Here is a 19,389-nt window from a genome sequence, read left to right on the forward strand (position 1 = left end):
TCCGGGCGTGAAGGCGGGCGGCTGCCGGCTCAGATCGCCGGCACCCATTTCCAGAACACCCCCTCCATGCGCTCCGGGTAGTATTTGAACTCGCATTCGAAGCGCCAGCCATAGGCCTTGGCTGCGCTCAGCGCCTGATCGCTCGCGGGCTTCATGCCGGTTCCGGGTGCAAACCAGTCTTCGAGGAGATCGTCAGGCACATATGCGCCGATCCTGAGCGGCAAGTGCTTCAGAACGGCGTCCATCGATTTCGGCGGCACGTCTCTTCCCTCCGTGCAAACCGCAACATCAACAATTCCGCTACCCAATAAGTTCCCGGGGCTGAAACGATAGCGTTTGAAAGGCGGTTTATCTGGTCTTGACCAGCCTGAACGCCGCTCCGTCCCAGTGGCGGAACGGCCGCACGCCGGCCAAGACACTTTCCAGTTCAGCGGCATGTCCTAGTCGTTGGACATCGGTCCGGGCCTGCTCAAGCGAACCCTCGTACGAGTAGTTGAGGATAACAAGCTCACCGCCGGGCTTCAGCACCCGCCCCACTTCAGTGAAATGGCGTTCGGCCAAATCGTCGCCCGCCGCAACCAGGTACGGAAACGCATCGACCGCCAGCACGCAGTCGAAGCTCGCATCGGCGAACTCAGCCAAATGCATGCCTGAGGTGAGTCGGAACTCGACATTGCTGCATCTCGCGCATCGCTCTTGCGCGATCCTGATCATCTCCGCGGAAACATCCGTTCCGACGATGGGGCCGACTTCGGCGGCGAGCACGGCTTCAAGCCGGCCGATACCGCAGCCTATATCGAGGACGGTTTTGTCTGATCCCAGCAACCTCTTTTCGCGCAACCAAGCCACGATTTCAGCGGTTGCGGCAGCCAGCCGCTCGGGATCGCCGAGCGAATAGAGCGCGACGCTCGCCTCCGGCGATAGTTTTGCCGCCCGGTCGAACGATGCGGCAATATCCGCGATGGCTTTGTCGGCAGGTTTATCCGCGGCGGCCTCATGCGACACGGCGGCGGCGGCCACATGCAATTTGCGCCAGGCTTCCGGGTGGCGGCGGGCGAGACCGGCAAGCTTGCGCAGACGGGCCGCCGATTTCCGATTGAGAGCCGGGATTGCGAGCGCGAGATGCCGGTCGAGGTCGTCCGCGCTCTCGGTCACCATGACCAGCCGCATCAGCGCGACATTCTCAGGTAGCGACGCGTCGGCGCAGACGCGCAGCACCGTGACCAGCGTTGCCGGCGGGCTGCGGGCGGTCACGGCGGCGAAACCCTCCGGAACGTGCGCCGCCGGTTCCAGCGATCGGTCGCGCCCCAGCTGTATTTGTAGGCTTCGCGGCCGCGCAGGAAATGGAACTCCTTCGCTCCTTCGCGGATCGTCTCGGCGATGGCGTGGCCGGTCAGGATTGAACCGGGACTTTCTTCGCTGAAGGCTGGATCGAAGCCGCCCAGATAGGCATAGGCGCGCCTGCCGTCGCACATGCCGTAATAGGCTCCGGCAATGCTTCCGCCTATCCGGATTTGGTAACAGCGCGCCAGGCTCGCATCGCTCAGCGCCGCCAGTGCCGTGCGGTGGAAATCCTGGACGGGCCTGTCTCGGACGACACCGGCCTCGCCACGCTTTGCCCAACGCGCGCCATGCAGCCGGAACAGACGATCAAGAAACCCATCGGTGTCGCCGGATGCCGCTTCGATAGACACTGACCAGCGTTTGGCCGTGGCGGCATGGGCCCGCCGGAGCTGTCTGCGCCGTCGCGCCGGCACGCAGCCGGTTAGGTCGGTCCCGCCTTCGAGGACAACCACGGGGCAGGCGCTTTGCTCGTCCGCCGCGTTGGCCAATGTCTCCGGGCAGGCAAGGCTGGCGGCAAGCGCTTCGGGACGAAGCTCCTCGAATTCCCATCGGTTCCAGCTGAGGTTTAACCCCGCCTTGAAGATCAGCACTGCCGCCTCGTTCTCCATCCCCGGTTCGATCAGCAAATCGAGATAATCCGAAAGCGCGATGCCGACCGGCAGCAGACGCGTCTCTTTGCCGTCTTCGAGGTAGAAGGGGGCGAGGCCGACAAGGCGGCCGTCCCGCCACACGGCGATCGCCGCGAGCCTGCCCGGCGCGAAATGCCGCCACCAGGGCAGCAGCCAGGCCGGTGTCTGAAAGGGCGTGGCAGAAGGGCAACTCCGCCATAGCTCCCACCACTGCGGCGCAAGCGCTTCGAACGCCTTGCCGTCGGTGATGATCTCGGCCCGGAGCGGCATCGCGCTCACATTGCGGCCGCCGGGACCGCCTCCTTGCGGCCCGTCGCGGCCAGGGCTTTGTAAACGTCCAGATAGGTGGCGGCCATGCGGTCGAGCGAAAAGCGTCTGCGCGCCGCAGCCTTGCATTCTTCGGGATCGAGGGTTCTTGCTGCGATCATCGCGTCGGCCATTTCGGCGACGTCGTTGACAAGGAAACCGGTGCGGCCATGCTCGATCACGTCGGGCAGCGCACCGTTCGGGAAGGCCACGACCGGAGTTCCGCAGGCCAGAGCCTCCATCGCCACCAGCGAACTCGTCTCTGCGGCGAGACTCGGCACCACCAGGCAGCGGGCGGCATTGAGAAAGCGGCGCTTGCGCCGGAAGCCGAGCGGGCCGAGGAAGCGGCACCGCCGGTCGAGGCGGGGCAGGATCTCTTCCGAGAAATAGCGCTCGTGCCATTGGTAGCGGTAGACCTGGCCGCCGACGATCAGCGGCAACTCGGCAAGGCGCGCCGCATCTAGCGCCAGATGCACGCCCTTTTCCGGGCATATGCGGCCAAGAACGAGCGCGAACTCACGACGCGCGTGGCGGCGGTCAAGCGCCTCGATATCGACGCCGTTCGGGATAGGCGGCTTGAGTTTTGCGGCGGCCGGCGCACTGGCCTGCTGCGATTCCGAAACAGGATGCATCCAGAGATCGTCCCTCGCCGGGCTGAGGGCCCCCGGCGGATACCAGCCCAGCGGCAAGTGGAGCGTCACCAGCGTCGGGCCATCTTCCGGCAGGTAGTCATGGAAATCGATGCCGTGCAGGTGCACGAGATCGATCGGCCACCGTCGCCGCACCGCTGTCATCGCCTTGCGGTGGCGGACATGGGCGCGTTGCTTGGCTGCCTCATCCAGCACGCCGCTTTCAGCCGGTACGGCAAACAGCGTGCCGGCTACGCTCGATCCCTCGCAGGCCAGAACGATCGAGCGGTGGCCGGCTTCGACAAGCGCCTTGTCCAGCGCGACCAGCACCTGCTCGGCGCCGCCGACGGCGTCCTGGCTGACCGGCGCGAGCGGATAGGCGACGTTTAGCACGGTTAGCGTCATGTCTCCTCCAGGCCCAACTCGCGAACGGTGCGATGGACCAGTTCCGGCCAGTCCTTGCCGCGGAATCCCACGGGCAAGGTTTCGTAGAAGAGGCGACCGCCATTCGGCAGCTTGCGAAAATTGTAATGCGGCGCCGCGCGGAAGCGCTCGACGCTTGCCGTGAAGGGCGCAAGCGTGCGGCGCTGGGTGACGTGGCAGGCGAGCATGCGCCGCTTCGCTGCTAGTGACTCTTCATCGAGGAGGATTTCCAAACTTGGCGCTGCTGGCTCGGCGGCAAAGTTCTGGAATATGGGTCCGTTCGGGCCGGCATGATAGCAGGCGAATTCGATAATCTGCGGAGCAATGCACCCCTCCCGCCGCATCAGCCGGCAGGCGGCATCGACCGCAAAGGCGGTCGCGTCGTGGTCGGGGTGCCCGCCTTCGAACGGATGCGTGCAGACGAGGCGTATCTCGCGCGCGGCAAAAAGCCAGGCCAGGCGGCGGGCGAGCGACGCCATCGCATATGCAACCTGCTCGTCCGGAAGGCCGATGGCAACCAGGGCCAGGGGATCGATGCCGGCGATCGCCATACCGGCTCGCAGTTCCCTGTGACGTGCATCGGCATAAGACTGCCAATCGTCAAAACCGTTCGCCCGCGCATCAGCGAGATCGCGTGGCGCGCCGTCGGTCACATGCGCGATCATTGCTCGCCTCAATCGTCGAAGCTGGCCGCCAAGCCCAACCGTCTCGTCGTCGGGATGCGCCGCGACGACCAGAAGCGCATCGCCGCCTGAGTTTTCAGCCGAAGAGAGCAGCTGCGCAAATGCGGTCAGCGATGGATGCACGGCCGCCCTGGCGCGTTCCATCGCCGCCGCTCCTCATGCCGCCGGAAGCCGCATGGGCTCGGCGGCGGCGATACGGGCGCTTCCGGCGTAGCGGCGTATCATCGAGGCGCAGAATTCAGCGAATTCCTCTGGAACCAGCGGTGCGCTGGTGTGATGCGGCATCATCCCGCGGTGTTCAGGCGTGAAGCAGAAAGTCAGTGTCACGTCGAAATCGGCGAGCGCCTCCATCTGGCGGTCGAACCAGTCGAGAGCATTGGGGCGGAAGCTGTCGGCCCATGACAGGCCGGTGCGCAGATAGGTGATGCCGAGCCGCTTCATCCAGCGCACAGCCTCATCGAGTCGGTGGTCCTCGAAATGGAACCATTGAGCCACCCCGAGGTCTGGGGTGTGCCGCGCGAATTCTTCTGCCGCCGGCTTGGGCGAGCCGTCCTCGCGCAGCAGCCCCATATAGAAATGGCGGTAATAGGACGATCCCTCCGCCTCGCGGTGCCGTGTCGTCGCGCCCCACGCCATTGGCAGGTCGTAGAGGCTGTACCATTGTATCCGCGGCGCCTTGCCGATCAGTAGTTCGGCGGTCCGCTTCAGGCCCCAGAGCTGCACCTCCTCAGCACCGAAAGTCGAGATGCCGACCTCGCTCACCCAGATCGGTAAATCGGTCTCGGCCCGGATCTCGTCGAGCTTGGCTGGCCATTCGTCGATCTGCCAGAGGTTCCAGTCGAGCGGGAAACCGTGCACCGCAATAGCGTCGATATGGTCCAGCACGCCGTGCGACCGCATGCGCTGCACGAACAGCGGATCGATGGGCGAGATGCCGCCGAGCACTCTGGTGACATCCGCATTTTCGGCTTCGATCGCGTCGCCGGCCATCATTGCCATCTCTGAAAAGCGCAGCCATTCGGGATCGACTTCCGGATCCCAGTGCGACTTGTTGTTGGGTTCGTTCCAGATCATGGCGGCTTCAATCATGCACTCTTCCTTTCGCGGGATAGACTGCGCCGTCGTCCCCGTTCCTTTCGGCGAGCCGGCACAGATAGACCTCCTGTTCGGGATGGCTGATGATTTCGAAGCCGGCGCTCCGTAGCATCGCCTCGGCGCAGGCGCGGTTGGGGACCCACCAATTGGTGGGATCGTCGGCATAGCGGTGCTCGATGAAATGAAGCTTTGGGAAATCCGGCTCGTTGAAGAGCTCGTAGTCCCAGAACGGATAGTTCTTCTCCAACGCCGCGGCTTCCGTGCTGCCGCGCTGCATGGACTGGAACACCATCAGATCGCCCGCGACGTGCTCGCGGATAAGGTCTAGCGCCAGAAGCGGGTGGCGCAGATGGTAGAGCACGCCCATGAACAGCACGATGTCAAAACGCTCGCTGAGCGCACCGACATCGTAGACGGACAGGCGGCGAAACTCGATATCCATGTCGGCGACTTCGGCGGCAAACCGGGCCTGGGCCAGATAGGCGTCGTCGAAGTCTATGCCGAGCACGCGGTCGGCGCCCCGCTGCTTCATCTCGATCGAGTAGAAGCCGGCATTGCAGCCGATGTCGAGCACGCTCTTGCCGCTGAGGTCGGTAGGGATGGCCGATGCGAACTTCTGCCATTTCACATAGGGATAGTTGCCCAGGAAATGATCCGGCGCGGTCGCCACGCCGGCAAGGTCGATATTGTGGAACCAGGGCCCGAGCGCTTCAACCTGTCGGCGGATTTCGATGCTGGAGAGCGGCATGGGTGCTATCCCTTGATTGCAGAGACCGCGGCCGAGCCGACACGGCCTCCGCCGTTCCCACCCCGGCCCGCCGGAACGGCCGCAGACCACCCGTCCCGGGCCTTGCTAAGCAGGTTGATGGCTTCGCGGTAGCCGTTGAACGTGCCGACATCGACATAGGCTGTGCCGACCTTGACGCCGACCGCTTCGCCGCCTTGCGCCAGCCAGGCGTTGACCAGCGTGCCGATATATTCGTCGCGCCCGTCGCGGGCGCGCCACAGCGCTCTGAGTTCGTGGAGCACACGGCCTGGCATTTTGAAGGCACCCCAGACCCAGTTGGATGCAGCATTGAGCTTCTTGACCTGGATCTCGCGCACCATGTCGTTCCCGCCCACTACAACCGCATCGAAGAATTCCGGATGGTCGACCGGAAACAGCAGGAAGGCTAGCCGGTCGTCGGGCAGCGCGCAAAATCCGTCTGCTGGATACCAGACCGTATCGGGCAGGCCGATCAGCACCGGCTCGTCATCATGCACCAGGGGCGCGGCGCAGAAGATCGCATCGCAGAGGCCGGCGGGTGTGGGCTGCACCACGAAGACCGCCGAGGTTTCGCCATAGCCGCCGGCATAATATTCCAGGATGTCGGATTTTCCCGGTCCGATGACGAAGCAGATCTTGTCGGCTCCGCCCTCAACCATTCGCTGGACCAGATACTCGCTGACGGCGCAGGGCCGCTCGACCAGCCCCTCGACCCGGCTGCCGACAGGCAGGAGTTCCTTGGAGAAGCCCAGCGGCTGAATGCGGCTGCCACGTCCCGCGGCCGGCACGATGCCCAGCATGTCACGCCACCTCCGAGATCTGGTGCGGCGGCCGGCGCGCCGCGAAGGCGTCGGACAGGATCGCTTCGAGTTCCTGGGCGCGGCGCTCGGATGTGTGGTCGGAAAGAACCCGCTCGCGAGCGTTTCGTCCGACCTGCGCCAGTTCGGCATCAGTCAGGTCGAGCGCGGCGATCACGTCCTCCGTACCGCGCATCGTGATCACCTCGCGGCCGGGTTCGAAGAAATCGTCGAGACCTTGCCAGACATCGGTGGCGATAGCCGTGCCACAGGCCGCCGCTTCGAACAGGCGGCCGGAGGGGCACCAGCCCATTTCGGCCATCGCGCCCCGCGTGACGTTCAGCGTCAGCCGCGACGAGGCGTAGAAGGCCGGGTGGTCGGGTGGCGGCAGATGGCGGACGAAGTGAATGTTCGCCGTCCATGGAAAATCGTGGGGATAGAGTGCGCCGCCAATCACGAACCGTTGGTCCGGCCGCAATCTGGCGGGCGCCACTAGGTACCGCTCGACATCCGCCTGCCGGTCAGCCGCATAGGTGCCGAGATAAGAGAGGTCACCCGCAAAGTCGGGCCGAGGCTCCGCCGGCCGATACTGGTTCGGATCCACATGGCCATAGAGCGGCGCCGTCCGTCGCGCGCCGAGTGCGGTTTGGAGTTCGGTCAACGCTGCGCCGCCCGTGTAGCTCAAGACGAGATCGAATCCGCCGAGGCCGTCCGGCCCGATATATTCGGCCCTGCCGTCCTGCTTCAGATGCGAGAGCGTCACCGGCGTATCGAGATCGTAGAAGACACGCAGGGCCGAGGCCGCGTCGAGCACCAGGCCGGATGCCGCTATAGCGTCGGGGCAGTAGGAGGTGACGATCGCGACATCGGCATCTGCGATCTCGCGCTCGGCCTTCTGCCGCACTTCGCCCCAGTCGGCGTAGAAAACCAGTTGTCCGCCGTCGATGTGATAGAGGTCGCGCGCGCCGGCATAGTAGGAAACGTCATGTTCGAAGAAGGTGACCCACCAGCCGCGACGGGCCAGCGCGCCGATCAGCCCGCGCCACAGGGTGGCGTGGCCGTTGCCCCAGGACGAACTGACGGTCAGGCCGAAGATGACGATCTTCACGTCCGCGGCTCCCTCTGATTGATCATGCCACGACCTCGTTCAGCCCGAGCACCTTGCCGCCCCAGTCGCCGGTGACGACGGCGGTGATCGATGCCGGCGCAACGTCGAAGCGGAAGCAGCTCTGGACCGGCAGGCCGAAGTAGTGGCAGAGAGCAGCCTTGATCACGTCGGCGTGGCTGACCAGCACCACGGCTCCGCCGCGATGCTGTCTGGCCAGTGCTTCCATGCAGCCAAGCACGCGGCCCTGCACGTCGAGCATCGTCTCACCACCCGGTGTCCTGGCGATGCTACGGTCCTCGTTCCACCGCTTCCAATCCGGATCGTCGTTCAACTCGTCAAAAGTCCGGCCCGACCATTCGCCGAAGTCGATTTCATCAAGCGCGGGGTTGGCCTGGATCTCGCCGAGCCCGCATGCGCCGGCGATTGCGATCGCGGTTTCCCGCGTGCGCTCGCGCGGGCTGGCGTGTATCGCATCGAACTTCTCTCGGCGCATGCGCTGCGCAAGCCGTGCGGCCTGCGCCAAGCCGGTCTCGCCAAGTACGACACCGCTGGACCGGCCGGCGAGGAAATCGCCTACATTGTCATGCGCGGCGTGCCGGACCAGGAAGAAGGTGGTGGTCATTCCGCCGCGCCGAGCAGCAGCTCGTCCTCGCCCGCGATGAAGCGCAATGTGCGATCGCGCGCCTCCGCATCGGTGAATTGCTGCGGCGGCGACTTCATGAAATAGCTCGACGGACCAGTGAGCGCGCCGGCGATGCCGCGGTCCAGCGCCAGCTTGGCGCAGCGAACCGCATCAATCACGACGCCTGCCGAATTGGGGGAATCCCAGACTTCGAGTTTCAGCTCGGCATTGAGCGGCACCCCGCCGAAAGTGGTGCCTTCCAGCCTAATATAGGCCCATTTGCGGTCCGTCAGCCACGGCACGTGATCGCTCGGCCCGACATGGATGTCGCCGGCGGCCAGCGGAATGTCGATCTGGCTTGTCACGGCCTGCGTCTTTGAGATCTTCTTCGATTCCAGCCTTTCGCGCTCCAGCATGTTCAGGAAATCGGTATTGCCGCCGAAATTCAGTTGGTAGGTCCGATCGACCCGCACTCCGCGCTCGCGAAACAGATTGGCGAGCATGCGATGGACGATGGTTGCGCCGACCTGGCTTTTTATGTCGTCGCCAATGATCGGCAGACCGCGCTTCTCGAAGCGCCGGCGCCATTCCGGACGCGACGCGATGAACACCGGGATGCAGTTGACGAAGGCGCAGCCGGCCTCCAGAGCCCGCTCGGCATACCATTCGGTCGCCCGCTGCGATCCGACCGGCAGGTAGGAGACGAGCACGTCGGTTTCGCTGCGCCCGAGGATTTCGGTGACGTCGGCGACCGGCTCATCGGCTTCCTCGATCTTGTCCTCCAGATATTTGCCGATGCCGTCGAGCGTATTTCCTCGTTCGACCCGAACCCCGGTCAATGCTACGTCGGCGAAACGGTGGGTGTTGTTGGGCGGCGCGTAGATCGCTTCCGCCGCGTCCCTGCCGACCTTTGTCGACGCCACGTCGAAGGCGCAGGCAAGCTCGATATCGCCGACATGATAGCCGCCGAGATCGACATTCATCAGCCCCGGAACGGGCTCGTTGCTCTGCGAATTGCGATAGTAGGTAATGCCTTGCAGAAGCGAGGAAGCGCAGTTTCCAACTCCCACAACCCCAATCCGAACCTTTTTGGACTTCATGAAAATACCGCCTGTAGGCTGACTGAAATACGGTCTCCGGCCGCCTAACCGCGATGATGCCGGTTTGTTCCCGAGCCGCTGCAGCCGTCCTAAGCGAGGATGCCAGCTGCAGCCGCTCCTCCCAGATTGAGCCTCCGCTCAGGGTCGCGAGACGCGGAACATGTCGATGGCGTTTCCGTTCTAGAAACGGGCGGAGCTAATCAAAGGAGAAGAAAATGGCGAACGGCAGAGGAAGGTCCGGCGGAAGCGGATATGACAACGAATACGAGACCGAGGATCTGAGGTATGGCGGCCCCTACGAGCGAGGACGCCGGCCGGGCATGGGCGGTCAGGATTACGGACAGCAACGCGGCGAGCAGTTTTCCGGCGGCGGCTATTCGGGAAGCCGCACCTACGGCCAGAGCGATTATGCACGCGGCGGCTCACAGGGCGGAGGCTATGACGAATGGAGCAGCGGCGGCGGGCGGTTTTCGAGTGGGCAGGGCGGCTACCGCGGCGGTGGCGGCTATGGCGGACAGGAGCGCTATTCCGAGTATGGCGGGCCGGAACGCTATTTCGATTACCGCGGCCGGGAACGGCCGATGCGCTATGGCGCCCCCGGCCGCTTCTACGGCGGCGAAGAGCGTGGCTATGAACGGGGCGGCCGGGATTTCTGGGACAAGGCGAGCGACGAGGTCTCGTCCTGGTTCGGCGATCGTGAAGCCGAACGACGCCGGGAGATGGACCAGTATCGCGGGCGCGGGCCGAAGGGCTACACGCGCTCTGACGACCGCATCAAGGAAGATGTCAACGACCGCCTGACCGATGACGGCAGCCTCGACGCCACCGAGATAGAGGTCGATGTGAACGATCGCGAGGTTACGCTTTCCGGCACCGTCAACAGCCGCATCGACAAGCGTCGCGCCGAGGATTTGGCGGAAGCAGTTTCGGGCGTCTCGCATGTCCAGAACAACATCCGGGTGAGACAGAGCGAGCAATACACCCCCGGCGCCGCGACAATGCCGGTGCGCTGAGCTCAGGTCCGGCAATCAAAACCCTCCTCCGGTTGCGGAGGAGGGTTTTGCCGCCTGCTCTGGTCTGCATCAAACGATCGCTGACCGCCGAAAATAGCCCCAGAACTATCGCTGCCTCAGCGTTCCTGTTGCGAACCCATCTTGTCTCGGACGGTTTCTTCGGTTCGTTCAGCCGCGGATTTGAATACCTCGCCGACCCGGTCGGCCACCGTGGTCTTGTCGTCTCCGGTCAGCCCCTGCCGGTCGGCCTCTTTCTGGGCCGCACCATAGGCTTCAGCGGCGACGTCCTTGGCCTCGTCCATGCCTTTCTCGTACAGGTCCTCGCCAGCATGGCGCAGCTTCCTGCCGTATTTGCCGAGCGTCTCGTCCTCCAGGCGCGTATGCGGCAGCATGGCGCCGATCGCGGTTCCAAGCGTCAGGCCAAGTGCAGCAAGCACCAGCGGCTCGCGCTCGAACATGTCTTCCGCCGCATGGCGGGCCTGCGCGCCCATGCCACGCGACCTGTCGGCGAAGCTCCGGGCGCCGCCAGCAACGCCGCGGGCGCTCCCGGCTATGCTTTCTCCGGCGCCTGCGAGCGTCTGTCCGACCGAGCCGGCGGCTTCGCTAGCCATTTCCATGGCGGAACTGGCCGCGCCGGCAGCCTTGTCGGCGATCGAACCGCCGCCGCGTCCCGCCGAGCTGTAATCGCCCAGATCCGCATCGCTTGATGGGTAGTCGCCGTTCCAGCCCTCGCGCGCGCCATACTCGCCCATGCCGTAGCGGGCCTCGGCGTGCCGCGAGGAGGACGCGCCCTGCCCAAACATCAGCCAGGCCAGGCCTGCGCCGACAAGGGTCAGCGGCAGCGGGTTGTCGCGTACCTGCGCCTTCAGATTGTTGAGCGCGGCCGAGCCGTCGCCGCCCGCGAACATGCCGGTTATTTCGTCGATCATCTGGCCGGGCGTCATCTTGCTTCTGAGCGTTTCGGCGGTATTGGCCACTCTTGCCCGCGCGGCTTCCGCCTCGCGTTCCAGTTCGGCTGCGGATTTGTCCATCATTTCAATTGCTCCTTGACCACCCGGACGTCGCGCTTGAGCTGCTCCTCGGTCCGATCAGGGTTAAGTTCCGATGGTGACAGATTGGCTCTGCCGGTGCGAAGTAGGATGACGCCGATCACCGCGACCACCACGCCGACGGCCAGCGACGACCAACCGGCGCCGAGGCCGGCATTGGCGAGCGCGATCACCAGCGCCTGCAGGAGAACGATCAGCGCGGCGAGCAGGCAAACGGCGCCGCCGAGGATTTCGACCGCGCCGCTGCCAACGTTGCTGACTTTCTCCGACATTTCCGCGCGCAGCAGTCTCGCTTCGGTCTGCAGAAGCGTTGTCACCTGTTGCGCAAGATCGCTGAGCAGCGTCGTGACGCTGCGGCTGTCCTGATGCTCATTCATAGCCGCTGCTCCGGGTTTCGGTTCCGCCATATGGTTGCTGTGCTTCGCCGGTACTCTGCTGCATTTGCTGGCCGCTTCCAGCCGTCGGACCGAATTCATCGGCGGTCCACGGCTCGTCGCCGCCAGCCCGTCGTTGTGGCTGCTTAGAATCGGCGGACGCAGGCATGCTGCTCTTCACGAACCGGCCGAGCGCCAGTCCGGCAAGAAGCGATCCGGCGATGAGCGCGCCGGAATTTTCACGGCCAAAAGTTCGCACGTCCTCGATGACATCGGCGAAGGGCTTGTTCTTCAAAGAGCCGGCGAAGCGTTCGATGCCGTTCGCCGCCTGCAGCATGAACTGCGAGGCGGCGCGCTGATCGCTTCCGGCCAGATGGTCGCCTGCCGCCCGCAATGCGCCGCCGAAGGCGGCAAGACTGGCGCTGACGTCCTGTTGGGCGGCTTCCGCCTGCTCCGTTGCCGCGGCCTTGGCCTCGGAGGCGTATTCGCCGGCCTTCCGGGTAACCTCGTCGCGTGCATCGTGCAGCGCCTCTCTGGCCGATTGCGCTTCACGTCTGATTGTATCCTGCGCGCTGCCGACGTTCATGTCAGCCTGTTGCTGACGGCGGTCTGGATCGTTGGTTGGCATGGCTGCTCTCCTCACGAGAATCCGAGAAACGAAAGGATGGCCAGCACGACGACAATGAGGCCGATGAGATAAATGACACTGTTCATGCGGGGCACCTCCTGTTGGGGATCGAACTTCTGAAGTCACCCTGATGTTCCTGCGATGAGTGCATTTTTTTCCGGCTGGAGCCGCAGTCGTTACTGGGCTGTTCATGGGCGCTATTTGCAACCGATGCGGCCACTGGGAGTTCTTCGGCGGCAGGGCCTGAAATCCGGAGATGGCAGTGGCGGCGAAAACCGAATTTGCTGAGTTGGAAAATGGACGTGGCCGCGACGCCGACCGGCCGTCCGAAATCCCGCTGGCGGGGTGGAGGGATATTGTCTGGCGCGTCTGGCGGGAAGTCGGCCAGGACCGGGTTCTTCTGATCGCCGCCGGCGCAACCTTCTACCTTCTGCTAGCCCTTTTCCCCGCGCTCGCCGCCTTCGTTTCGCTGTATGGCTTCGTCGCTAACCCCGCCACGGTAGCTGACCATGTCTCCCATCTCGGAGGCCTGCTGCCTTCGGCCGGCGTCGACATCATCCGAAGCCAGTTGGAGGCGCTCGCTTCGCAGGACCAGCAGGCCTTGGGAATAGGCTTCCTGATCGGACTGGCGATCGCGCTGTGGAGCGCAAACAACGGCGTCAAGGCGCTGTTCGACGCCATGGACATTGCTTACGAGGAGACCGAAAAGCGCGGCTTCATAAAGCTGAATCTGATTTCGATCGCCTTCACAATGGGTGCGCTGCTGATCGCGATAGGTCTCATCCTGACGGTCGGCGTGGTCCCCGCCGTGCTCGCTTATCTGCGACTCGACGCCTGGACGGAAGCGCTCGTCGCCATGGGGCGATGGCCGGTGCTGCTCGTAGCCATCCTTGCCGGCATCTCGCTGATCTACCGCTTCGGGCCCAGCCGACGCCCGCCGAAATGGCGATGGCTGAGTTGGGGCGCGGTAATCGCCACCGTGGTATGGATCGGGGCGTCGTGGACTTTCTCGTTTTACCTGCGCAATTTTGCCGATTACAACGCGACCTACGGATCGCTGGGTGCAGTAATCGGACTGATGATGTGGACCTGGATTTCGGTGATCATCCTGATCATCGGCGCGGAGATCAATGCCGAGATAGAGCACCAGACGGCGCGCGATTCTACTGTCGGCGAGCGCCCCAAGCCGATGGGTGAACGCGGCGCCGTGGTCGCGGACACGCTCGGCAAGACCGCCGGGGAATTGTAGCTTTGGCTCGCTTGCTTACAAACGTTCGGACCGCCGTTCCGCGATCCTGTTGTGGATGGCGGTGGCGGCGATGGCCGCGTGCCCAACCGCCACGGAAATCTGGTTCAATTCGTTGACAATGTCGCCGGCCGAAAAAAGGCCGGGTACCGTGGTCTCCTGATGCGCATCGACGACAAGGCAGCCGGCCCTGTTGACCTCGCCTCCCAACATCAGCGCAAGGTCTGTCCTGGGCCTCGACCCCATTGCCAGATAGACGCCGTCGAACCAATTCGTCTGGCCATCGGGATGGACTGTGACAATTGCGTCCTCGGGCTCTTCAAGCCTTGTTACTGGAGTTTCGACCACTTCGACACCGGCCTCAGCCAGACCTTTTCGGTCGGATGCGCCGATGCAGCCCGAGGCCACCAGAAGGGTGATTGCTTCGCTGAAACTGCGTAGGAAAAGCGCCTCTTTCGCGGCGCGTTCGGCCTCTCCCCATACAGCGATCGTCTTGCCGATGAATTCGAAGCCATCGCAGATCGGACAAAGCCTGACCTTGTCGCGCATGATCAACTCTTCGCTGAAGCCAGGCACATCAGGCAGCTTGTCCTCGACTCCGGCGGCGGTCAGAATGTTGGCGGCGCTCAGTGTTCGGCCGCAGGCGGAGACCACGAACCCGTCACCCGAACGTTTGATCTCCGAAACCGTCCCGGTCTCGATAATGGCGCCAAAACGCTGCGCTTGGGCATGCATGTGACCGAGCAATTCCAGGCCGGAAAGTCCGCCGGGAAAGCCGGGATAATTGCGTATGGAACTGATCCACTTCGCGCGGCTGCGGCCGGCGTCGATCACCATGGCCCTGCGGCGAAACCTGGCGAGGTAGGTCGCAGCCGCCAGGCCTGCAGGTCCGCCGCCGATGATCAGGCAGTCCAGTTGCATATCGTTCATGTCACATCGATCGCGAAGTCGGCATGCGTGGTCGCCTGAACAGGCGGGCTTGGCGGTGATTATTCAAGATATCGTTGATGAGATCGGCGGGGCGGGCGCTGTCGCCGCCCCGCCGATAGACAAAGGTCATCCCATTTACATCGAGTCGACCCAGGAGCAGAGCTGCGTCATAGCAGTGCTGTAGGTGCCCGATCCCGCCGTGCCGCTTGCGGCCATATCGGACGAAGTGCCTGTCCCGGTCGTCGTGTCCGAACCTGTCGTTCCGGTGGTCGTCGAAGCCGTCGTATCGGTGGACGTGCCGGCGGCCTGGCCGGTTGTGTCGGTTGTTGTCGAAGCCGTTGTATCCGTCGATGTGCCGGTGCCCGTCGTTGTATCCGAGGCCGTGGTGTCGGACGGGGTTGTCGTCGTTGTTCCCGAAGCGGTTGTGTCCGTCGACGTCCCGGTGCTGGGGGCGGCGGCTGTGCTGCTCGAGGAAACGGTTGCGCAATCCTGCTTCACCTGCGCCTGCTGCTCGGCGCTCAGCGACTGCCAGCTGGACTGGATTTCAGCCTGGCTCTTGAGGGTGGTCATCGAGTCGTCGGTGAAGAAGGCGTCGCCGATCGGTCCCGACCAGTCCTTGGTCAGTGTCTTGTCCGCTTCCGTCATCATCATGGTGTCGGTCGCGCCAGGCGACGCGGTCGTGGCACCGCTAGTGCCTGTGGTGCTGCTTTGCGCAATGGCGCTTGTGCCCAGCGCCAGTGTCAGCATCGACGCTGCAAGAAGTTTGTACATCATGTTCATGAATCCCGTTTGTGGTTGGAGTTCGCCCCGCTCGGGGCGCAACCAAAACCGGTCTGTACGGCTGATGTTCCGATATTTTTTCCAAAAAATTCCCGACCCGGCCCAGCACTCGCGGCGGCCGAAATCCGCAAGTTCGTTCGTCTTTGCCGAGCCGCCGGAACATCGTCGGCGTCTCGCCGTTCGGCTAATGAGAGGAGGACGAAGCGGATGAAAAGGTCTTGGGAACTGACAAGTATCCTCGTGGTGGCGACAATAGCCGTCTTGATGCTGGTCGCTTTTCTATGGATCAACGGCGGCTTCGGCACGGCTCCTGTTGCAACTCCGGGGGGTGAGCACCCGGCCACCAGGGCGCCGGCCGGCGTCGAGCCGCCTGAGCCGAACACGCCTGGCGCCGAGCCGCAGTGAGCCCGGCCTAGAATGTTACCGAAAGAACTGCACTCACCGGATCAGAGGTGGTTCGGCGCAGCGGTCGCGAGTTCCGGCCGCTTTGACGCTTTCGAGACCACCGCGCCGGCTGCCTTAGGCGATGCGGACTTGCCCAGACTGATATAGCGCAACCCGTGCAGCGCGATCCTCTGAGCCGTGAACAGGTTGCGATAATCGATCAGCAGGCTTCCGGACATGGCATTCGCCAGCCGTTTCAGGTCAAGCGCGCGGTAATCCTCCCATTCCGTGAGGATGAGCACGGCGTCCGCACCTTGCGCCGCGGCATAGGGACAGTCGTGCATTTCGACGCCTTTGAGATGACGCGCGGCGTTGGCTTCAGCTTGGGGATCGTGCGCGCGCACCGATAGTCCTGCCTCCTGCAGCAGGGGAATTATCGTCAGCGCCGCCGATTCGCGAACATCGTCGGTATTGGCCTTGAAGGCGAGGCCGAACACCGCCACCCGCGCGCCCCGAGCCCGGTCGCCGAGTTCCGAGACGACACGGCGGGCCAGGCTGCTCTTGCGGGTCTCGTTCTTCGCGACAAGTGTCTCCACGAGCGACTGGCGGGCGCGGTGCTTGCGTCCCGTCGCCACAAAGGCTCGCGTATCCTTCGGAAAGCAGGATCCGCCGAAGCCCGGGCCGGGCGACAGAAAGCTCGTGCCGATGCGGCGATCGAGGCCCATTCCCCTGGCCACCGCCTCGATCTCGCCGCCGACCTGCTCGCAAAGATCCGCAACATCGTTGATAAACCCGATCTTGAGGGCGAGGAACGCGTTCGATGCGTATTTGATCAGCTCGGCATTTGCCGTGTTGGTGACGACCACAGGCGTTTGGCGCCGCGTGAGCGGCTCATAAAGCTCTTCGAGCAGGGCGGCTGCGCGCCGATCGTCGGCGCCGATGACGATGCGGTCCGGATGCAGGAAGTCCTCGATCGCCGAGCCCTCGCGCAAGAACTCGGGATTGGAGGCGACCGAGAAGTCCAGCCCCAGCCGTTTCTCGGCAATTACTTCGCGCAACCGCCGGCAGGTGCCGACGACAACCGTCGATTTCACGACCACGACGGTGTTCGGCTTCATGATGGGCGCAATCTGTCGGGCGGCTGCTTCAATGTAGCTCAAATCGATGTCGCCATTGGCCCCGGCCGGCGTGCCCACTGCAAGGAATATCGCGTCGGCCTTGCTGGCCGGTCTCTTCGTGTCGGCCGAGAAATCGAGCCGGCCGCTATCGCGATTCCTGCGTATCAAGGCATCCAGGCCGGGCTCGTAGATCGGCGTCTCGCCTGCGGCGAGGGCTTTGATGCGCGCCGCGTCCGTATCGACGCAGGTTACCGAATGGCCGAGTTTTGCCAGGCAGGCGCCTGTGGTCAGTCCGACATAGCCTGCGCCGATCATCACCACTTTCATGTGTTTTTCCTGCGTCCCGTGAAATCGATACTGAAACGGCTCTCCTAACAATCCTGCGCCTTGTGTTCCCGCAGGGGTGGATGGCGAAGAGCTGGCTTCGCCCGGCTCGCTGGACTAGTCGCGCGACTGCTCCGAACTCTCGAGTTCATCCAAAACGGTTTCGGGATCGACATCCTTCTTCAATTCGTCCAGTTCGGGGCTGATCGCTTCGGACAGACCGAGATGGTCGGTGATCGCCGACACCATGGTGATCAGTCTCGTGACCTCGTGTTCGGACAAAAGGCTGATCTGAAGATTGAGGTCTGCGCGCCGGGCATCGTTTTCCGCCATGCGGTTCTGGCTGATCAAGACGAAGCTGGTCAGGAAGATCGCCTCGACCGAAGCAGCCATCGCCAGGAGAACCAGCGACGGGTCCCATGGCTCCATTACCGGTAGCCAGCCGGTATTGACGACTATCCAGAAGGCGACGGCGGCCAGATGTAGATAGACGAAGGTCATGCTCCCTGTGAAAGCGGTGATGGTTTCGGCCAGACGCTCCTGAAAGCCGGCCGTTGCCGCCTCCTGGTCGCGACGCCGCACCATGGCGCGGATGTTATTTTCGAGCGCGGAACTCAGTCCTGCCGACTCCTCCCGCGACCGCTCTGGCGGTTGCCGTTTGCTGGACTCGGAGCGCTGCATGGGCCGCCTGCCTTATTCCGATGAGTCTCCCTAACTGCGTCGCGGGCGATCGGTTGCGTCTATGCGGATGCAGAGCCCAAGCAGCGAAATTCCCGCAATAATTGCAATCAGCCACCTTCCTGATGGACGCCGGGAACATTTTCGGGAGCTTGCGGTTCGGGAGCCGTATTTCGTGCAGAAATGTCGAGGAGCAATTTCTTGAAGAGGATCCTTATTACCGGTGGCTGCGGCTTCATCGGTCGATATGTAACGGACGAACTTTTGGCCAATGACTTCGAAGTGCGCATCCTGGACAGCTTTATCGAGCAGGTCCACGGCAAGACCGCGGCCGGAAATGCACAAGGGGTCGAGATTGTCAGGGCCGATTTGCGGGACGCAGAAGCCTTGGACGCTGCGCTCGACGGCATCGATGGCGTGGTGCATCTGGCGGCCGAAGTCGGCGTCGGCCAGTCCATGTACGAGATCGCCCGCTATGTCGGCGGCAACGATCTCGCCACGGCGGTTCTTCTCGAAGGGCTGATCCGCAAGCCCGTCAAGCGCATCGTAGTAGCCTCGTCGATGAGCGTTTACGGCGAAGGGCTCTACGAGACGCCCGACGGGCGGCGCATCGGCAATGCCCGGCGACAGCAGGCCCGTGTCAGGGCCGGCGCCTGGGACCTCGTCGGCCCTGGCGGCGAGCGGCTGACGCCGGTGGCAACTGACGAGGAGAAACCGGTGGATCTGGCCTCCATTTATGCGTTGACCAAATACGCGCAGGAGCGGGCAGTGCTGATCTTCGGCGATGCCTACGGGGTCGATGCCGTGGCTCTGCGTCTGTTCAACGTGTTCGGCCCCGGCCAGGCGCTGTCAAATCCCTACACGGGCGTGCTGGCGAATTTCGCCTCCCGCCTGGCAAACCGCCAGCCGCCGATGATCTTCGAGGACGGACGCCAGCGCCGCGATTTCGTCCACGTCAAGGATGTGGCGCGGGCGTTCCGCCTCGCGCTCGAGCAGCCGCAGGCGCGCGGGCACGTGATCAATATCGGCAGCGGCCAGGCTTATGCCATAAGCGAGGTGGCTGCGCTGCTGGCCGAAGCGATGGGTGTGCCGGAGATCAAGCCGGACATTCTGGGGAAGGCCCGTTCCGGCGACATACGCAACTGCTTCGCCGACATCTCCAAGGCGCGTGAGCTTCTCGGCTTCGCACCGCAGTTCCGGCTGGAGAACTCGCTCGGGGAACTGGCGGAGTGGGTGGGAGAGACCGGCGCCGAAGATCGAGGGTCGGAGATGAAGCGGCAACTCGAAGAGCGGGGATTGGTTTCATGACGAAACATCTATCCCCGCCCGCGGAACGCGGCGCCGCGGCGGGCGTTGGCGCGCT

The 19,389-nt window shown here is 63.8% G+C and carries 22 protein-coding genes; 4 read left to right on the forward strand and 18 right to left on the reverse strand.

Annotated elements, in window-relative coordinates; translation table 11 throughout:
• Positions 1-29: 29 nt before the first annotated feature.
• The 11 genes from ABVK50_RS26650 to ABVK50_RS26700 form a co-directional block, all read right to left on the reverse strand.
• A complete protein-coding gene (locus ABVK50_RS26650) occupies positions 30-260 on the reverse strand; it encodes a hypothetical protein (protein WP_040589477.1) in 231 nt (76 codons plus the stop codon).
• An 88-nt stretch (positions 261-348) separates the two neighbouring features.
• On the reverse strand, positions 349-1,254 hold the full coding sequence (locus tag ABVK50_RS26655) for a class I SAM-dependent methyltransferase (protein ID WP_353643721.1): 906 nt from the start codon (positions 1,252-1,254) through the stop codon (positions 349-351).
• The gene (locus tag ABVK50_RS26660; protein WP_353645798.1) at positions 1,251-2,243 is read right to left on the reverse strand and encodes a GNAT family N-acetyltransferase; all 993 of its coding nucleotides are present in this window, start codon (positions 2,241-2,243) and stop codon (positions 1,251-1,253) included. Before ABVK50_RS26660 ends, ABVK50_RS26655 begins: the two co-directional genes overlap by 4 nt.
• Before the next feature lie 5 nt (positions 2,244-2,248).
• A complete protein-coding gene (locus tag ABVK50_RS26665; protein ID WP_353643720.1) occupies positions 2,249-3,313 on the reverse strand; it encodes a glycosyltransferase in 1,065 nt (354 codons plus the stop codon).
• Positions 3,310-4,158 carry a PIG-L family deacetylase gene (locus tag ABVK50_RS26670; RefSeq protein WP_353643719.1) on the reverse strand — a complete coding sequence of 283 codons (849 nt, stop codon included), beginning with the start codon at positions 4,156-4,158 and terminating at the stop codon, positions 3,310-3,312. Before ABVK50_RS26670 ends, ABVK50_RS26665 begins: the two co-directional genes overlap by 4 nt.
• A 12-nt stretch (positions 4,159-4,170) precedes the next feature.
• Positions 4,171-5,103, reverse strand: a complete 933-nt coding sequence (locus ABVK50_RS26675) for a beta-xylosidase (protein WP_353643718.1) — start codon at positions 5,101-5,103, stop codon at positions 4,171-4,173.
• On the reverse strand, positions 5,096-5,857 hold the full coding sequence (locus tag ABVK50_RS26680; RefSeq protein ID WP_353643717.1) for a TIGR04290 family methyltransferase: 762 nt from the start codon (positions 5,855-5,857) through the stop codon (positions 5,096-5,098). Before ABVK50_RS26680 ends, ABVK50_RS26675 begins: the two co-directional genes overlap by 8 nt.
• A gap of 5 nt (positions 5,858-5,862) precedes the next feature.
• Complete coding sequence (locus tag ABVK50_RS26685) at positions 5,863-6,675, reverse strand: nucleotidyltransferase family protein (RefSeq protein WP_353643716.1); 813 nt, start codon at positions 6,673-6,675, stop codon at positions 5,863-5,865.
• A gap of 1 nt (position 6,676) precedes the next feature.
• Entirely contained in the window at positions 6,677-7,780 is a 1,104-nt protein-coding gene (locus ABVK50_RS26690) for a glycosyltransferase (protein WP_353643715.1), read from the reverse strand.
• Between the two features lie 22 nt (positions 7,781-7,802).
• The gene (locus tag ABVK50_RS26695; protein ID WP_353643714.1) at positions 7,803-8,402 is read right to left on the reverse strand and encodes a histidine phosphatase family protein; all 600 of its coding nucleotides are present in this window, start codon (positions 8,400-8,402) and stop codon (positions 7,803-7,805) included.
• Positions 8,399-9,502, reverse strand: coding sequence for an inositol-3-phosphate synthase (locus ABVK50_RS26700; protein ID WP_353643713.1), 1,104 nt, complete (start codon positions 9,500-9,502; stop codon positions 8,399-8,401). Before ABVK50_RS26700 ends, ABVK50_RS26695 begins: the two co-directional genes overlap by 4 nt.
• Positions 9,503-9,717: 215 nt before the next feature.
• On the opposite strand from ABVK50_RS26700, the gene ABVK50_RS26705 reads away from it, so the two are divergent.
• The gene (locus ABVK50_RS26705) at positions 9,718-10,515 is read left to right on the forward strand and encodes a BON domain-containing protein (protein WP_353643712.1); all 798 of its coding nucleotides are present in this window, start codon (positions 9,718-9,720) and stop codon (positions 10,513-10,515) included.
• A gap of 116 nt (positions 10,516-10,631) precedes the next feature.
• On the opposite strand, the gene ABVK50_RS26710 is transcribed toward ABVK50_RS26705, so the two are convergent.
• From ABVK50_RS26710 to ABVK50_RS26720, 3 genes are read right to left on the reverse strand one after another with little or no spacing between them, the layout of a single operon-like run.
• Positions 10,632-11,549 carry a hypothetical protein gene (locus ABVK50_RS26710; protein ID WP_353643711.1) on the reverse strand — a complete coding sequence of 306 codons (918 nt, stop codon included), beginning with the start codon at positions 11,547-11,549 and terminating at the stop codon, positions 10,632-10,634.
• Positions 11,546-11,941 (reverse strand): phage holin family protein, encoded by a 396-nt coding sequence (locus tag ABVK50_RS26715; protein WP_353643710.1) that lies wholly within the window; start codon positions 11,939-11,941, stop codon positions 11,546-11,548. The genes ABVK50_RS26710 and ABVK50_RS26715 overlap by 4 nt, the downstream gene beginning before the upstream one ends.
• Complete coding sequence (locus tag ABVK50_RS26720) at positions 11,934-12,566, reverse strand: hypothetical protein (protein WP_353643709.1); 633 nt, start codon at positions 12,564-12,566, stop codon at positions 11,934-11,936. The genes ABVK50_RS26715 and ABVK50_RS26720 overlap by 8 nt, the downstream gene beginning before the upstream one ends.
• A gap of 256 nt (positions 12,567-12,822) precedes the next feature.
• On the opposite strand from ABVK50_RS26720, the gene ABVK50_RS26725 reads away from it, so the two are divergent.
• Complete coding sequence (locus ABVK50_RS26725) at positions 12,823-13,815, forward strand: YihY/virulence factor BrkB family protein (RefSeq protein ID WP_353643708.1); 993 nt, start codon at positions 12,823-12,825, stop codon at positions 13,813-13,815.
• Between the two features lie 15 nt (positions 13,816-13,830).
• Here ABVK50_RS26725 and ABVK50_RS26730 read toward each other — a convergent pair whose 3' ends face one another.
• Both ABVK50_RS26730 and ABVK50_RS26735 read right to left on the reverse strand, forming a co-directional pair.
• Positions 13,831-14,742, reverse strand: a complete 912-nt coding sequence (locus ABVK50_RS26730) for an NAD(P)/FAD-dependent oxidoreductase (RefSeq protein ID WP_353643707.1) — start codon at positions 14,740-14,742, stop codon at positions 13,831-13,833.
• A 135-nt stretch (positions 14,743-14,877) separates the two neighbouring features.
• Complete coding sequence (locus ABVK50_RS26735) at positions 14,878-15,516, reverse strand: hypothetical protein (protein WP_353643706.1); 639 nt, start codon at positions 15,514-15,516, stop codon at positions 14,878-14,880.
• A 213-nt stretch (positions 15,517-15,729) separates the two neighbouring features.
• On the opposite strand from ABVK50_RS26735, the gene ABVK50_RS26740 reads away from it, so the two are divergent.
• Positions 15,730-15,927, forward strand: coding sequence for a hypothetical protein (locus tag ABVK50_RS26740; protein WP_353643705.1), 198 nt, complete (start codon positions 15,730-15,732; stop codon positions 15,925-15,927).
• A 41-nt stretch (positions 15,928-15,968) separates the two neighbouring features.
• Here the strand turns inward: ABVK50_RS26740 and ABVK50_RS26745 are convergent, their stop codons facing one another.
• Both ABVK50_RS26745 and ABVK50_RS26750 read right to left on the reverse strand, forming a co-directional pair.
• Positions 15,969-17,351 (reverse strand): UDP-glucose/GDP-mannose dehydrogenase family protein, encoded by a 1,383-nt coding sequence (locus ABVK50_RS26745; RefSeq protein ID WP_353643704.1) that lies wholly within the window; start codon positions 17,349-17,351, stop codon positions 15,969-15,971.
• 114 nt (positions 17,352-17,465) lie between these two features.
• Complete coding sequence (locus ABVK50_RS26750) at positions 17,466-17,933, reverse strand: DUF1003 domain-containing protein (RefSeq protein WP_353645797.1); 468 nt, start codon at positions 17,931-17,933, stop codon at positions 17,466-17,468.
• Between the two features lie 294 nt (positions 17,934-18,227).
• On the opposite strand from ABVK50_RS26750, the gene ABVK50_RS26755 reads away from it, so the two are divergent.
• Positions 18,228-19,334, forward strand: a complete 1,107-nt coding sequence (locus tag ABVK50_RS26755; protein ID WP_353643703.1) for an NAD-dependent epimerase/dehydratase family protein — start codon at positions 18,228-18,230, stop codon at positions 19,332-19,334.
• The last annotated feature ends 55 nt before the right edge of the window (positions 19,335-19,389 follow it).

Source organism: Mesorhizobium sp. WSM2240, from assembly GCF_040438645.1.
GTDB lineage: Bacteria > Pseudomonadota > Alphaproteobacteria > Rhizobiales > Rhizobiaceae > Allomesorhizobium.

Excerpts from the sequence above, each read along its gene's own strand:
- ABVK50_RS26660 (WP_353645798.1), bottom strand. The coding sequence starts at position 2,243 with ATGCCGCTCCGGGCCGAGATCATCACCGACGGCAAGGCGTTCGAAGCG.
- ABVK50_RS26665 (WP_353643720.1), bottom strand. The coding sequence starts at position 3,313 with ATGACGCTAACCGTGCTAAACGTCGCCTATCCGCTCGCGCCGGTCAGC.
- ABVK50_RS26670 (WP_353643719.1), bottom strand. The coding sequence starts at position 4,158 with ATGGAACGCGCCAGGGCGGCCGTGCATCCATCGCTGACCGCATTTGCG.
- ABVK50_RS26675 (WP_353643718.1), bottom strand. The coding sequence starts at position 5,103 with ATGATTGAAGCCGCCATGATCTGGAACGAACCCAACAACAAGTCGCAC.
- ABVK50_RS26680 (WP_353643717.1), bottom strand. The coding sequence starts at position 5,857 with ATGCCGCTCTCCAGCATCGAAATCCGCCGACAGGTTGAAGCGCTCGGG.
- ABVK50_RS26685 (WP_353643716.1), bottom strand. The coding sequence starts at position 6,675 with ATGCTGGGCATCGTGCCGGCCGCGGGACGTGGCAGCCGCATTCAGCCG.
- ABVK50_RS26695 (WP_353643714.1), bottom strand. The coding sequence starts at position 8,402 with ATGACCACCACCTTCTTCCTGGTCCGGCACGCCGCGCATGACAATGTA.
- ABVK50_RS26700 (WP_353643713.1), bottom strand. The coding sequence starts at position 9,502 with ATGAAGTCCAAAAAGGTTCGGATTGGGGTTGTGGGAGTTGGAAACTGC.
- ABVK50_RS26705 (WP_353643712.1), top strand. The coding sequence starts at position 9,718 with ATGGCGAACGGCAGAGGAAGGTCCGGCGGAAGCGGATATGACAACGAA.
- ABVK50_RS26710 (WP_353643711.1), bottom strand. The coding sequence starts at position 11,549 with ATGATGGACAAATCCGCAGCCGAACTGGAACGCGAGGCGGAAGCCGCG.
- ABVK50_RS26715 (WP_353643710.1), bottom strand. The coding sequence starts at position 11,941 with ATGAATGAGCATCAGGACAGCCGCAGCGTCACGACGCTGCTCAGCGAT.
- ABVK50_RS26720 (WP_353643709.1), bottom strand. The coding sequence starts at position 12,566 with ATGCCAACCAACGATCCAGACCGCCGTCAGCAACAGGCTGACATGAAC.
- ABVK50_RS26725 (WP_353643708.1), top strand. The coding sequence starts at position 12,823 with ATGGCAGTGGCGGCGAAAACCGAATTTGCTGAGTTGGAAAATGGACGT.
- ABVK50_RS26730 (WP_353643707.1), bottom strand. The coding sequence starts at position 14,742 with ATGAACGATATGCAACTGGACTGCCTGATCATCGGCGGCGGACCTGCA.
- ABVK50_RS26735 (WP_353643706.1), bottom strand. The coding sequence starts at position 15,516 with ATGATGTACAAACTTCTTGCAGCGTCGATGCTGACACTGGCGCTGGGC.
- ABVK50_RS26740 (WP_353643705.1), top strand. The coding sequence starts at position 15,730 with ATGAAAAGGTCTTGGGAACTGACAAGTATCCTCGTGGTGGCGACAATA.
- ABVK50_RS26745 (WP_353643704.1), bottom strand. The coding sequence starts at position 17,351 with ATGAAAGTGGTGATGATCGGCGCAGGCTATGTCGGACTGACCACAGGC.
- ABVK50_RS26750 (WP_353645797.1), bottom strand. The coding sequence starts at position 17,933 with ATGGTGCGGCGTCGCGACCAGGAGGCGGCAACGGCCGGCTTTCAGGAG.